Source organism: Rhizobacter sp. (genome assembly GCF_046595475.1).
Taxonomy (GTDB): domain Bacteria; phylum Pseudomonadota; class Gammaproteobacteria; order Burkholderiales; family Burkholderiaceae_C; genus Rhizobacter.
Window position 1 is genome coordinate 28123 of record NZ_JBKJOQ010000113.1, and the last position, 12970, is coordinate 41092.

The 12970-nt window shown below is 65.1% G+C and carries 16 protein-coding genes; all 16 read right to left on the bottom strand.

All coding sequences use genetic code 11. The features are described from left to right. Positions 1–9: 9 nt before the first annotated feature. The 16 genes from epsI to AC30QB_RS20715 all read right to left on the bottom strand — a co-directional run bounded on the left by epsI (position 10) and on the right by AC30QB_RS20715 (position 12956). A complete protein-coding gene (gene epsI, locus AC30QB_RS20640; RefSeq protein WP_489548150.1) occupies positions 10–741 on the bottom strand; it encodes an exosortase-associated protein EpsI, B-type in 732 nt (243 codons plus the stop codon). Further along, entirely contained in the window at positions 738–1640 is a 903-nt protein-coding gene (xrtB, locus tag AC30QB_RS20645; protein WP_489548151.1) for an exosortase B, read from the bottom strand. The genes epsI and xrtB overlap by 4 nt, the downstream gene beginning before the upstream one ends. Before the next feature lies 1 nt (position 1641). Beyond that, positions 1642–2568: a polysaccharide biosynthesis tyrosine autokinase gene (locus AC30QB_RS20650; protein WP_489548152.1), complete on the bottom strand. Its 927-nt coding sequence runs from the start codon at positions 2566–2568 to the stop codon at positions 1642–1644. After that, complete coding sequence (gene epsF, locus AC30QB_RS20655; protein WP_489548153.1) at positions 2565–4016, bottom strand: chain length determinant protein EpsF; 1452 nt, start codon at positions 4014–4016, stop codon at positions 2565–2567. Before epsF ends, AC30QB_RS20650 begins: the two co-directional genes overlap by 4 nt. A 31-nt stretch (positions 4017–4047) precedes the next feature. Continuing rightward, positions 4048–4962, bottom strand: coding sequence for a polysaccharide export protein EpsE (epsE, locus tag AC30QB_RS20660; protein ID WP_489548154.1), 915 nt, complete (start codon positions 4960–4962; stop codon positions 4048–4050). Positions 4963–4975: 13 nt separating this feature from the next. Next, the gene (locus tag AC30QB_RS20665) at positions 4976–5860 is read right to left on the bottom strand and encodes an EpsD family peptidyl-prolyl cis-trans isomerase (RefSeq protein WP_489548155.1); all 885 of its coding nucleotides are present in this window, start codon (positions 5858–5860) and stop codon (positions 4976–4978) included. 526 nt (positions 5861–6386) lie between these two features. Then, on the bottom strand, positions 6387–6572 hold the full coding sequence (locus AC30QB_RS20670) for a hypothetical protein (protein WP_489548156.1): 186 nt from the start codon (positions 6570–6572) through the stop codon (positions 6387–6389). Positions 6573–6647: 75 nt separating this feature from the next. Then, positions 6648–7088 (bottom strand): response regulator, encoded by a 441-nt coding sequence (locus tag AC30QB_RS20675; RefSeq protein ID WP_489548157.1) that lies wholly within the window; start codon positions 7086–7088, stop codon positions 6648–6650. Between the two features lie 161 nt (positions 7089–7249). Continuing rightward, positions 7250–7693, bottom strand: a complete 444-nt coding sequence (locus AC30QB_RS20680) for a BON domain-containing protein (RefSeq protein ID WP_489548158.1) — start codon at positions 7691–7693, stop codon at positions 7250–7252. Between the two features lie 36 nt (positions 7694–7729). Further along, positions 7730–7954, bottom strand: a complete 225-nt coding sequence (locus AC30QB_RS20685) for a CsbD family protein (protein ID WP_489548159.1) — start codon at positions 7952–7954, stop codon at positions 7730–7732. Positions 7955–8183: 229 nt separating this feature from the next. Further along, positions 8184–8696, bottom strand: a complete 513-nt coding sequence (locus AC30QB_RS20690; RefSeq protein ID WP_489548160.1) for a carboxymuconolactone decarboxylase family protein — start codon at positions 8694–8696, stop codon at positions 8184–8186. Positions 8697–8761: 65 nt separating this feature from the next. Beyond that, positions 8762–9310, bottom strand: coding sequence for a peroxiredoxin (locus AC30QB_RS20695; protein ID WP_489548161.1), 549 nt, complete (start codon positions 9308–9310; stop codon positions 8762–8764). A 138-nt stretch (positions 9311–9448) separates the two neighbouring features. Beyond that, positions 9449–10030 carry a DUF3501 family protein gene (locus AC30QB_RS20700; RefSeq protein WP_489548162.1) on the bottom strand — a complete coding sequence of 194 codons (582 nt, stop codon included), beginning with the start codon at positions 10028–10030 and terminating at the stop codon, positions 9449–9451. Between the two features lie 60 nt (positions 10031–10090). Next, the gene (locus tag AC30QB_RS20705; RefSeq protein WP_489548163.1) at positions 10091–11440 is read right to left on the bottom strand and encodes a (Fe-S)-binding protein; all 1350 of its coding nucleotides are present in this window, start codon (positions 11438–11440) and stop codon (positions 10091–10093) included. A gap of 91 nt (positions 11441–11531) precedes the next feature. Then, a complete protein-coding gene (locus tag AC30QB_RS20710) occupies positions 11532–11951 on the bottom strand; it encodes a rubrerythrin family protein (RefSeq protein ID WP_489548164.1) in 420 nt (139 codons plus the stop codon). A 120-nt stretch (positions 11952–12071) separates the two neighbouring features. Next, positions 12072–12956 carry an alpha/beta hydrolase gene (locus AC30QB_RS20715; protein WP_489548165.1) on the bottom strand — a complete coding sequence of 295 codons (885 nt, stop codon included), beginning with the start codon at positions 12954–12956 and terminating at the stop codon, positions 12072–12074. Positions 12957–12970 lie beyond the last annotated feature (14 nt).

Sequence of the window (12970 nt, forward strand, 5' to 3'; positions counted from 1 at the left end):
GCGAGTGGCTCAGGTGCCGAAGTAGCGCGCGCGCACGTCGCCAGGCAGTGCACGGGCCAAGTCTTGCAGGAAGCGGTCTTGCGCGGCGTAAGCGCCAGACGCCGGCATGCCGAGGGTCGACACGCGCACCAGCATGCCGTCGGCCACGTAGCCCGCCAGGCCCAGGCGCATCTGCGTCCACTTGCGGTTGATGCCGGGCAGCGTGGCCTGGTCGGCCAGCGTGACCCAGTAGCTGATGGGCTCCACGCGTTGGCCCAGGGTGCCCACCAAGCGCTGCACCGACACCGCGCCAGCGCCGAGCGCCACACGCTCCACGCCGTTGCCGCGCACTTGAAAGCCTTGCGCGCCGTAGCAAAACTCGGGGCGGTGCACGGCTGTGGCCTCGGAGCTCTGGTCGCGCCCGTAGGCAATGGTGAGCATCACGCGCTCGCCTCTGGCGTTGACGTAGGAGCGAGCCAGGGTCTGGTCGTACACCGAATCAAGCCGCGCTTGCAACGTGGGGTCGGGCAGCAGCGGCACCGTGGTTTCGTCAAGCTGCCAGCCGGCAAAGGCCAGAGGCACTTGCCGGGCCAGCTGAATCTCTGGCAGCTCTTCGGCGAGCTGCTGCCTGGGCTTGAGCAGGTCGGCCAAGTAGGCGGCAAGCAGCATCGCCACCACGAGCCACGCGGCACGCGCGTAGGCCGGCATGCGCCGGCGCGTCAGCCTGGCAGGGGGCGTCGCCACGCTTACCACTCGCGTCATGCGGGCCTCCTGCGCCGCAGTGGGCGGCGGATCAGCGCTTCAGCCGCCATCATCATCAGCACCGCCACCACGAACAGCACGATGCCCGAAAAGCTGTGCGCGAAACCCTGCCCTGCGGCGTCGCCCAGGTGGTAGGTGATGAGCACCAGCGCCATCACACGTATGACATTGGCGGCGAACGAGATCGGCAAAATCACCAGCGCCAGCAGCATGTCGCGCACGGCGGCACTGCGTGGGCGCAGGCTCATCCACAAGAAGCCCAGCGCTTCAAGCGTGAACATGGAGTTGAGGCCCGCGCAGGCATCGGCCACCAACAGCTGGTACTGGCCGATGATCAGCATCACGCCGGTGCGCGCGACGGGGTAGCCGGCTTGGTGCAGCAGCCACTCGGCGCTGGTCGACACGGCCAGCTTCAGCGGCATGGTGAGCGTCTGCACCAAGATGCCCGGCAGTGGCACGGCAAACAGCAAGAAGGCCAGCGGCACGGCCATCACGCGCACGCCCGCCACGCCTTTGAAGCACAAGGCCAGCGCCGCCAGCACGCCGATCTGCGTGCCGGCTTCCAGGCCTGGCACGTTCTGCGAGTGGCCGAGCACATAGCCTGCAAGCGACAGCGCCAGCAGCACCCCGCCCCACACCGGCGCGCCCGCATCGGGCAAGGCGGTAAAGCGCGACCTGCGCTGCACCGCAAGCCACACGCACAAGGCCACGATCAGCGGGCCATGGCCCTGCTCATCGCTTGCCCACACGGTGTGGAAGAGGTTCCAGTAGGTGGGCAGGTACAGCACGGCCAGCCCCAGCGCCAGCAGCGCGGGCACGACCCACTGCGACGGCAGCTCGGGAGCGGCAGCACGCACCGGCGCCATGGTGCGGTTCAGGGGCTGCAGCGACCGCACCATCTCAATACTCGTTGATCACCAGGCCGGCCAGTTGTGCCGAGCCCTGGTTGACGGCGGCCACCAGCTTTTGCAGCGCGCCCATGCGGCTCTGGTGCCGCCGCGCCACCACCAGAGCGGCGCCGCAGCGCGACGCGATCACGCCGGCATCAGACCCGCGCTGTGCGGCCGGCGTGTCGACAATGACGTTGTCGAACTTGCGCAGCAGCTCGCCCAGCAGGCGGCCGAAGGCGGGGCGCTCCACCAGCTCAAGCGGGTTGGGCGGTGTAACGCCCACGGGCAGCACAAACAAGGTCTTGAGGTCGGGCACCTGGTGGATCACGTTGGGCTGCTGCTTGCCGTTGAGCACGCCCGACAGGCCCGATGAGCCGGGAATGGAAAACACCTGGTGCAGGCGCGGGGCGCGCAGGTCGGCGTCGATCAGCAAGGTGCTGCCACCAAGCTGGGCCAGCGTGATGGCCAGGTTGGCGGCGAAAAAGGTCTTGCCGTCACCACGCTCGGGGCTCACCACTGCAAGCGCGCGGTTCACGCCAGCGCCCACCACCTGGCGCATGGTGAGCTGGCTGCGCAGCGCCCGAAACGCCTCGGCCTGCTCGCCAAAAGGCTGCACCGCGGCCACCAGCTCGCCGCTCAGGTCACGCCGATGGTGCGGCGCATAGGGATAGTGAAACTGCTGCGACAGCGCAAACAGCACGTCGTCTTCGGTGACCAACCGCAGGGCAATGGCCGCCTCGCCGAAGCGCAGGCCCTTCTTGCGCTGGTAGTCGAGCACGGACTGCACATCGCCGGCGGCCAGCCGCTCGGTCTCGGTGAGGATGCTGCCGATCGGCCGGTCGCGCACGGCGGGCTCTACTTCTTCGCCCCACTCGGGCGGCATCACCGACTGCATATCGGGCTCGAAGCTCGGTTCGTCGTGTCGGTCGCGTCTCATGGCCGTGCTCCCAGGCTGTTGGCTTCGGGTGTGTTGATGCCGGGCAGGCGCGACATGACTTGCTGCGGCAGCACGAAGCGCTGCTTGCCCAGCAATGGCTTGCGTATGGGCCTGGGCAGGTGGCCCAGCACCGGGATGCCCAGCATCTGGGCCACGTCTTGCACACCGCGCAGGCGGCGGTCGCGCAGCTCGCGCAGCAGCGCAAAGGCCACCGCAAACATGGCGCCCACGAACACCCCGAGCAGCGAGTTCAGTGTGAGGTTAGGCGACGAGTGGCGCGTGGGCTCTGTGGCGGCGGCAAGCAAGGTGGTGTTGGTCTGCTTGGTCTGGCTCTCCAGGCTGCTCTGCGTGAGGCGCGCGGCCACGGCGTCGTAGGCGCGCTGTGCGCTGTCTACATCGCGCTGCAGCACCATGGCCTCATCGCGCTGCTGCTTGATCTGCATCACGCGGGCGCGCTGCGACGAGAGCGAGCCGCGCAGCTCAGTCTCGCGCGCTTGCACGATGGTGTTGTTGATGCCGATGCTGCTGCGCACCCGACGGCTCTCAGCCTCCAGGCGGGCGCGCAGCTCGTCGATGTTGGCGCGCATCTCGATCACCTGTGGGTGCGCGTCGCCCTGGCGCGAGCTGAGCTCCTGCAGCTTGGCTTCCTGGCGCGAAAGGTCGGCGCGCAGGCCCGCGACCACCGGGTTGTTGATCACATCACCGAGCTGGCTCGACGACTTGCGGGCCTGCTCGTCGCGGCTCGAAGCTTCGGCGCTCATGGCCTGCTGCGCCACCATCTGCGACGACAGCTCGGCCAGGCGCGTGTTCTCCACGTCGTAGCGCTCATCGCTGGCGGTGATGCCGTGCTCTTTTTGGTAGGCCGAAAGCTTGGACTGGGCTTTCTCCAGCGCCTCGCGCAGCTCCTTGGAGCGGCTGTCGAAGAAGCTGCTGTATTGCTTGGCGGGGTCTACGCGCAGGTCGAGCGTGGTGTCGAGGTAGGCCTGCACGAAAGCGTTGGCCAGCGCCGCGCTGAACTTGGGGTCGGGCGAGGTGAAGCTCACGTTGACCACGCTGCTTTCGCGCGAGGGCTTCACGTCGAGCTTGGCCTGCAGCGCCTCGATCAGCCAGCCCTCGAAGGGGCCGACGCCATCGGTCTGAGCCCGCCACTGTGCCCGCAGCTGCGGGCTCTCGACCAGCTTGAGGTCGCGCACCACGCGCTGTGCCACACGCGGGCTCTGGATGATGTCGGCCTGCGTGGCGACGTAGCCCAGGGGCATGCCGTTGGGGGAGCCGAGAGCGGCAATGGGGTCGCTCGACTTCATGTCGATGAGCACGGCCGCCGTGGCGGTGTACTTGCGCGGCAGCAGCATGCTCACGGCCACCACGGTGGCAACGATCAGCACGAAGACCAACACGGCCCCGAGCCAGCGCGCTCTGAGGATGCCCAGGAGTTGAGAGAGGTTCATGGCGGGGCTTTCGGCAGCTAGGTTCGACGGCTCAAAACAAGCTTTCACGCACGTAGATCACGTCGCCGGCGCGCAAGACGTCGTCCATGTGCGGCGAGACCACTTCGAGCTTGCCGTCGGGGCCGCGGCGGTGAATCTTCATGCCGCGCTCGGTGCCGCGCTGGGTGAGGCCGCCGCCGCTGGCCACGGCCTGCATCAGCGTCATGTCGGGCATCAGCGGGATGGGGCCTGGCCGCTGCACCTCGCCGTAGATGTAGACAGTGGGCAGGCGGTCCACATACAAGGTGTCGCCGTTCAGCACGATCGGGTCTTGTTTCTCTGCGTCACCGGTAAAGAGCTGGGTGATGTCTACCTTGTGCCGATAGGGCTTGCCAGCGCGCACGCCGCTCAAGGTGACAACCTCGCTGCCGCCCGGGGCCACGCCGCCGGCAAGGGCCAGCAGCTGGCTCAGGCGCATGCCGTTCACCTCGATCGGGTAGCGGCCAGGCCGGCCGGCCAGACCAAGCACCGAGGCCTGGTTGCCGCGCACCTGCACCAGCAGCACGGCCACCTGCGGTTGCTTGATGAAGTTGCCGTTCTTCAGGCCCTCGGAGATGGCGGCCTCGACTTGCCCAACCGACAGGCCGCCCACCACCACCTGGCCCAGCAGTGGGTACGAAATAACGCCGCTCTCGGACACGCGAGCATCGATTGAGAGGTCAGTGTTCTGGTAGACGCTGATGCGCAGCACATCGCCCGCGCCCACCACGTAGTCACGCCGCGTGGTGGGGGCCGCGCCGGCTTGCGGCGTCTCAGCCTCTGCCACCGGCGGGCCAGGCAGCGAAACAGGCGCCGCGAGCACAGGCCGCGAGGCCACCGGCTGGGTGATCGCGCCTTGGGCGCAGGCGGTGGCGGTGAGGGCCACCAGCAGGTAGAGGCAGATTGAGCTGAAAGAGGTGCGCATCATGTTGTCGTCGTGGTTACTTGAGGCCGGCCATGCCCTGGCGCAGCGAAACCGCGCTGAGGCCTGAAGCGGCGGCGGGCGCAGGAGTGACGCTTGCGAGCGACGCAGCCGGTGCCGCGAAGCGGCCGCGGTATTCGATGCGCGCTGCACTGCGCAGCAACTTGATCTGCTGCTGCACCCGCTCGCGCTTGCGCTCGCCGGTGAGGTAGCCCTCGATCGAGGCACGGGCCTCATCGAAGGTCAAGCTGGCGGGCTCGGCTGCCAACACGGTCAGCACGTGCGCGTCTTTTGTCCCGCCTATGAGATGCGATTGGCCCGCATGCAAGGCCGCCATCGCATCGACCGACTGCAAAGGCAAGGCCTCGGCGCCGACGGTGGACCGCCGCGCCCCGAAGCGCAGCCCTGCCTGGCGCAGCACCGCGGCCACCTGGGCAGCGTTGTGCATGCTGGACAGCTGCGCGCGAACCGCTCTTTGCTGGGCGGGTTTGGCCTCGAAGGCGGTATCGACCAGCGTGTAGACACGGCGCTTGGCAAACAGCGCGGGCGTGCTGTCGTAGTACTCCTGCACTTCGCCCGCTGTGGGCAGCGGCACGCTGGCGGCGAGCCGCTCGGTGTAGGCACGTGCCAGCAGCTCACGTCGAGCGGCTTCGAGCGCCTGCACCACGGCGGGGTCTCGGTCTAGGTGCTGGTCGGTCGCGGCTTGCACGACGAGTTCCTGGTCGACCAGGGCTTCGAGCGTCTTGCGGCTGGCGTCTTCAAGTTGATCGGGCGTGAGACCGGTCTGGCGCTGCAGCAAGTAGTTGACCTGGTGAACCGAGATCTCTTCCTTGTTGATCTTGGCGGCAATTTGCGTGGCAGCGCCCGGCTTCACGCGGTCGCAGGCGCAGAGTGCAAGCGTCATCAACGCCAGCAAGGGCAACACCCGCACCGGCCGGGCCCAGGCTGCGACAGTGCAACGTGGTGTGTGCCGATGGAATGGTGGCGGTGATGTTCCCAAGTGGAGCCCCTTGTTTGCCTAGGTCTGCACGCAGCGAATGACACGGCTTTCACCCCGTGCCGAACGCCCCGATACGACCCAAGGGCAAACGCGGTGCCTGAGCACGATCTTTTACAAACAAGGGGCATGTGCTGCACCGCAATAAGGTGCCAGGCACGCGCGTTGCCATTAATACCGACAGCTGCGGGCCTTACCCGTAAGAGTTGCCGCGCTCGCCGGCCAGGCCCTCAATGGAGGCCGGTGCGCTCAGGAATGGGTAGGCCGGGTTCTCGAACCGGCACGTGCCCCCCGGGCATCGGCGGCTCTATGACCTGCGGTGGCACCACATCAGGCCCCAGTGGAAGCGGCCCTGGCGGGGCCGGAACGAAGTCGGGCACGGGCGGCGGTGGCGGCACGCCGCCTGCGTCGCAGTGCTGCAGGGCGTGCTGCCTCATTGGCTTGGGCCCGAGGCCTGCGGCATAGGCGGTGGCGTGGTCATGCTGCCACCCGTGCCCATGCCCGCGCCAGGCGTGGCCTTGGGGATGGGAGGGCGCGGGTCACAGCCTGCAAGCGATGCCATCAGCCCCAGCGAGATGGCAATGCAGGCCGCGGCAGGGCGAGGGGTGAGGTGGGTCATGTGCTTGGCTCCTCTGGTGTGAGTGCGAGGTCGCGGCCACGCAGCAGCGCGTGGTCTACCACCCACTGCGGCAAATCACGTTCCCAGACCCACGGGCGCCCAGGCCGCGGCCACGGGCACGCTCTCAGCCACCCGCGAGGCCACCAACTCGTCCAGCCGCGACAGCACGAAGGCGAGGTCGAGCGGCTTGGGCCAGATCTCGCAAAAGCTCGTGTCCATCATCGAAAAGCCGGACTCCGCGGTAACCGCCACCGCAGGGATGTCACCCCACCCTTCGCGCTGGCGAAGCTGCTCCAGCAGCGCGGCGCCGTGGCAGTCGGGCAGCCGCAGGTCGAGCAGCAGCAACGAGGGTGCAAGCCGCTCGGCAATGCGATGCGCTTCACGGCCATCGCCCGCCACCACCAGCTCCAGATGTGGCCGCCGGTTGAACAACGCGCGCATCAGCTGCACGTTGGTCGGGTGGTCTTCGACGTAGAGCACTTCCTGTGGCGCGAGGCCATCGATTTCGCGTTTCATGGGGTCCTACTCGTGAGAGTTATTCCCGATCCCATGGCGAACGGCGTGCCCACATGAGGTCTCTGCAATAGATGCTCACAAAAAAGCGGCCGCACCTTGACGATGCAGCCGCTGGCAGCGCTCATGCGCTGCGCGTGGTGTGGCTTAAGCGCTGAGCGCCCTCAGCCCTTGCCCACGCTGAGCTGGTTGTCAACCGACACCACGCCCTCTACTCGCGAGGCCAGCGTAGTGGCGCGCGCACGCGAGGAATCGCTAGGCGCAGTGCCGCGCAACACCACCTTGCCCGAGTCGGTGTCTACGTTGATCCGCAGAGCGCTCAACTCAGAGTCGCGCGCCAACTCGGCGTTGACGGCCGTGGTGATCGACGCGTCTTTCATCTTGACGCTGGCCGAGTCGACAGCACGGTTCATGGTGTCTTTGGCGTCACGCGATTCCTGCTTCATGTCGCTTCTGATCTCAGCGGCCTTCTGGTCGGCCTTGGCGACAGCAGAGTCGACCTTTTCGCCGGCGGTACGGCCGTCGTCATTACGCTGGCAGGCGCCAAGCGACAGGGCGGCGGCGATAGCAGCCAAAGCGAGGGTCGTCGGGTTGAGTAGCTTCATCATGGTTTTGACTCCTTCAGTAAATCAGAGCACGCAGGCTCAATGGGTGAAGAAACGATCTTGGTCTTCATAGCGGCGTTCCCAGTCGGTGATCTGGGTTTCGGCGCCGTCTTTGGCGATGCCATAGCGCTCTTGCACCTTGCCGGCCAGCTCTTCGCGGCGGCCCGCGATCACGTCGAGGTCGTCGTCGGTGAGCTTGCCCCACTGCGCCTTGACCTTGCCCTTGATCTGCTTCCAGTTGCCTTCAATGCGATTCCAGTCCATGTGTCTCTCCTTCTCGTTGGGCAGCGCATCGGTGAAGGGCGATCCCGCACTCGGTTCAATGCATGCCTTGAATGAGACTTTAGAAAGCGAACGGGGCGCAAACCATCGGTCAGCGCCCCGCAGGACTGTAGGAATAGTCTGCCCTTCCACGCAGGGGCAAAGGCCCTGCACCACGTTCAGGGGCAAAGGCCCTGCACCACGTTCAGGGGGCAAAGGCCCTGCGTCAGTGTCAGTTGATGGCGATCACCTGCGACGCCGCATTGATCACCGCGGCAATACGCCCTATGTCTCGCAGCTGCTGCGTGGTCAAGCCTTCCTTCTTCAGCAGCGCGTAATGCGAGCCCACACAGAAGTGGCACTTGCCGACGATGGAAGCCGACAACGCATAGGCCTCGAACTTCTTTTTGTCCACACCACCGCTGGTGGCATACGCATTCATGCGCAGCTCGGCGCGCACGGTCTTCAGCTCTTCGTCATTGGCCATCTCGACGAAGGGGTACCACGCGTTGTTCATGCCCATCAGCGCTGCGGCCGTGAGGGCCGCGTTGGCCTCGGCTTCAGGTGTGTTGGCCTTGAGGATGTCGACCAACGGCTTGCTCTTGGCAGCGAAGGCTGCGGCCAGCGCCACGCCCAAGGCGTCTTCGGGCGCCAGGCTTGAGCGCGCGATCACGCCGTCAATGTTGAGGCGTATGTCTTTGGCGTAATCAGGAATGAGTTCTTTAATCGAATTCAGGAATTCCATTGACTTCTCCTATTGATTGAGTCCAAGAAAACCCGCCGTGGCGGGTTTTCGCAGCGCATTGCTTTTTACAGCGTGTTGCCGCCCACACCGCGGTTGCAAGGGCACAGCTCGTCGGTTTGCAGGCCGTCGAGCAAACGCAGCACTTCTTCAGGGTTGCGGCCCACGTTGAGGTTGTTCACGCTCACGTGCTGGATGGTGTTGTCGGGGTCGACGATGAAGGTGGCGCGCAGTGCCACGCCTTCAGCCTTGTCGCGCACACCGAGCTGGTCGACCAGCGAGCCGGTCACGTCAGCAAAGCTGTAGTGGCCGAGCTTGCTCAGGTCTTTGTGCTCACGGCGCCAGCCGAGTTTGGCGAACTCGTTGTCGGTGGAGCCACCCAGCAGCACCGCATCGCGCTCTTCGAATTGCTTGGCCAGCTTGTCGAAGCCGACGATCTCGGTGGGGCACACGAAGGTGAAATCCTTCGGGTAGAAATAGATGATCTTCCACTTGCCTGGGAAGCTCTTTTCGGTGACGGTCTCGAAGGCCGAGACGCCGTTTTCTTCGTGGTTGTTGAAGCCCGGCTTCACGCCTACGACGCTGAATGCTTCGACCTTGTCGCCTACGGTTTTCATGTTGGGTATTCCTGCTTGGTTGAGATAAGAAACGGCAAGAGAAGCTATCAAAACTCCTCGGACCATGCAGTGTACCTATTTGAGAATCATTCGCAATTTGGCCTGCCTAAGACCCCCATAGGCAAAAGCAAAGGTCGCTCAACGCAAGTCGCCGGCCAGGCTGGCCAGCGTTTCAGTGCCGATGACCACATGCGCTGGGTAGTGCGTGTGGTCACAGCCGAGCTTCACCAGCGCGCCCGCACGCACCGCTTCACGCGCGGGCTTGGGAAATTCGAAGCGCAGAAAGTGCACCGCTGAGGTTTTCTCGTCGGTCTCGCGGTCGAGGTCTTCGTCGGCAACGGCGTAGACGCGTGGGTAGCCTTCGACCTCGACAAACATGCGGTCTTCCACCCCGATCAGGCGCGCCAGCTCGCGCTTGCGCTCGTGCACGTCGGGGTACTCGATCAGCATGGTGGCCTTCCAGTTGCTGCCGTCGGGCACGAGTGGCGCATAGGCGGCGATCTCATCGGCGATGCCTTCTTCTTCGAAGATCTTTTCGATGTGCAGCATTTCCTGGATCTGCCGGCGGATGGTGGTCTCGTCTTCAAACTGCACGTTGATGTGCTCGCCCAAGCTCACGCTGCGCAGCTTGCGGTGGGCGATGAACTCGGGGCCACGGGCCTTGCGCACCTTGGCGTAGGCCTCAAGGGTCATCAAGCTGTCTCGGGTGATGAGGGTCATGGTCTGTGTTTCTCCTTCCAAGCAAGCTCCGTGCGCCCTGAGCCCCGCACGGGATGTATATCAAAGCCCGTACGCAATGCGCACCAGGCTCAGCGGATGCGCGAGTTTTGCAGCCGGCGCGCCTTGCTGCGCCATGCCCTGCGCAATGTGGTGCCCAGCCAGCTGGCAATCAGAGCTGATGTAGTCGGGCTCGTCTTTCGCCATCGCCTTGAACACCGGTTTGCCGATCTTCATGGCCACCGGGTGTGTGCGCGTCTTCACGCCATAGGTGCCGGCATGGCCCGAGCAGCGTTCTACCGTGTTGAGCTGCACGCTCACAGCCTGGCCTATGAGCTTGAGCATCTCTTCGGTCTTCTTGCCGATCTTCTGCACGCGGCCGTGGCAGGGGATGTGGTAACTCACCTTGCCCAGGCCTTGCTTGAAGTCTGTCTTGAGCAAGCCATCTTTGTGGCGCGCCACAAGGTACTCGAAAGGGTCGTACATGGCCTCTTGCACCGCGGCCACGTCAGCATCGCCCGGGAACATGAGCGGCAACTCTTGCTTGAACATCAGCGTGCAGCTCGGGATGGCGCTCACGATGGCCCAGCCTTCTTTCGCATAGCGCGCGAGCACGGGAATATTGGCTTCCTTGTGCTTGGCCACAGCATCAAGATCACCCAGCTCCAGCTTGGGCATGCCGCAGCAGCTTTCCTTCTCCACGATTTCGTAGGGAATGGCGTTGTGCTCCAGCACCTTGATCAAGTCGTGGCCTATGCCGGGCTCGTTGTAGTTGACATAGCAGGTGGAATAGATCGCCACCTTGCCCGGCGTGCGCTCGCCGTTCTTCACCTCGCTGGCGCTGCCCGTTTTGTTTGCACTCCAGCGAAAGCGCTTGCTCGCAAGATCAGGCAACCACGCGTCAGGGTGCACACCGAGTGCCTTGTCGAGTACCTTGCGCATGGGCTTGGTCTTGTTCAGTGCATTGGCCACCTGCACCACGACCGGGATGCCGGCGAACTGGCCATGCACATCGGTCGACGCCAGCAGCTGCTCACCCGCGCCCACCTCGCCCTTTTTAAACTTGATGGCCTTGGCGCGCAGCATGGTGTGCGGGAAGTCCAGGTTCCACGGGTGCGGTGGCACGTAGGGGCACTTGGTCATGTAGCAAAGGTCGCACAGGTAGCACTGGTCAACCACCTTCCAGTAGTCGGCCTTGGCCACGCCGTCGACCTCTTGTGTGCTGCTCTCGTCGACCAGATCAAAAAGAGTGGGGAACGACTGGCACAAGCTCACGCAGCGGCGGCAGCCGTGGCAGATGTCGAAGATGCGCTCCATTTCGTGAAGGCATTTGTCTTCGTCGTAGAAGTCGGGGATCTTCCAGGCGATCGGGTGGCGCGTGGGCGCTTCGAGGTTGCCCTCTCGAGTCGTCATGTCAACTCCTGGTTGCGTGGCGCTCGCGGCCCGCGTGGCTCGCAAAGAAATCGGCCCCGCAGAACACGGGGCCGAGAGAGAACTGAGCCGCTCAGTCCACCAGCGCGTCTAGCGCCTTCTGATACCGGTTGGCATGCGAGCGCTCGGCCTTGGCCAGCGTCTCGAACCAGTCGGCAATCTCGTCGAAACCTTCGGTGCGCGCTTGCTTGGCCATGCCCGGGTACATGTCGGTGTACTCGTGCGTCTCGCCAGCCACGGCGGCCTGCAGGTTCAGGCGGCTGGAGCCTATGGGCAGGCCGGTGGCCGGGTCGCCCACGGTTTCAAGAAACTCCAAGTGACCGTGCGCATGGCCGGTCTCGCCTTCGGCCGTGGAGCGAAACAGCGCTGCCACATCGTTCTGGCCTTCGATGTCGGCCTTGTTTGCGAAATACAGATACCGGCGATTGGCCTGGGATTCGCCCGCAAAGGCGTCCTTCAGGTTCTGCTCGGTCTTCGATCCTTTCAAGCCCATGTCGCTCTCCTCGGGTTGCGTGGATGTGATGGCTGGGGGAACCAGCCAACGCCACCGACCGTACCCCAGTGCGGCGGGTGGCGCCAATACAAAGAATCAATTCGACTCCATAGCGCTCCGCTATTTTTCAGGGTTAACGAGGGGCAGGTCGAGCAAGCTGAGCGCGATCTTGTGCAGCCGGCCGTCGGGGTCGGCGAGGTCGTGCAGCACGGTGAAGTGGTTGGCGTTGGCTATGGCCTCGCACACCGGCACGGCCTCAGCGCCCCAGGCCTGCAGGATCAGCTGGTTCTGGCGCAGAAACTCTTCGCTCTCTTGCGCGCCCACGGCCGCATGCAGCTTGTACAGCGGCGCGCGGAAGTAGGCGGGGCTGAGCTTGTCGACGGCCTCCGGCGTGAGCCGCAGGTCGCGCTGCAGGAAGGGCGTGTGCAGGATGGGCTCAAGGTCGAACACACCCGAGATGGCGAGCGCCGAGTGCACCACGCGCGCCGGCAGGTCAGAGGCCACGTCCTGCCAATCGCAGCACAGCATCATCGCGGCCAGGTGGCCGCCGGCCGAGTGGCCTGCCACCACGATGCGCCCCGGGCGGCCGCCGTAGCGCGCGGCGTTGCGGTACGTCCAGGCGAGGGCGCGCGCCAGTTGCAGCGTGATCGTCTCTATGCTCACCGGCTGCGCGCCGGTGCCCGGGCACAGGGCGTAGTTGGGCATGACCACCATCGCGCCCGCGACCACCAGGCTCGCGGCAAGGAAAGACACGTCGCGCTTGTCCGAGCTGCGCCACCAACCGCCATGGATGAACACGAACACCGGCGAGCCACCTTGCGCGGCCGGAAAGACATCGAGCGTTTCGTTTGGGCCCTCGCCATAGGGCACATCGAGCACAGTCGTCATGCCTTCACGCACCCGCGCCGAGGCAAGCGCCCAGCGCTCGAAGAGCTCGGTGTGCTCAGGCACACGGGCACGGTTGTTGTATTGAAGATCGAGCCAGGCAGGGTCGTGAGCGCTCATCGGGGGCCTTGCGC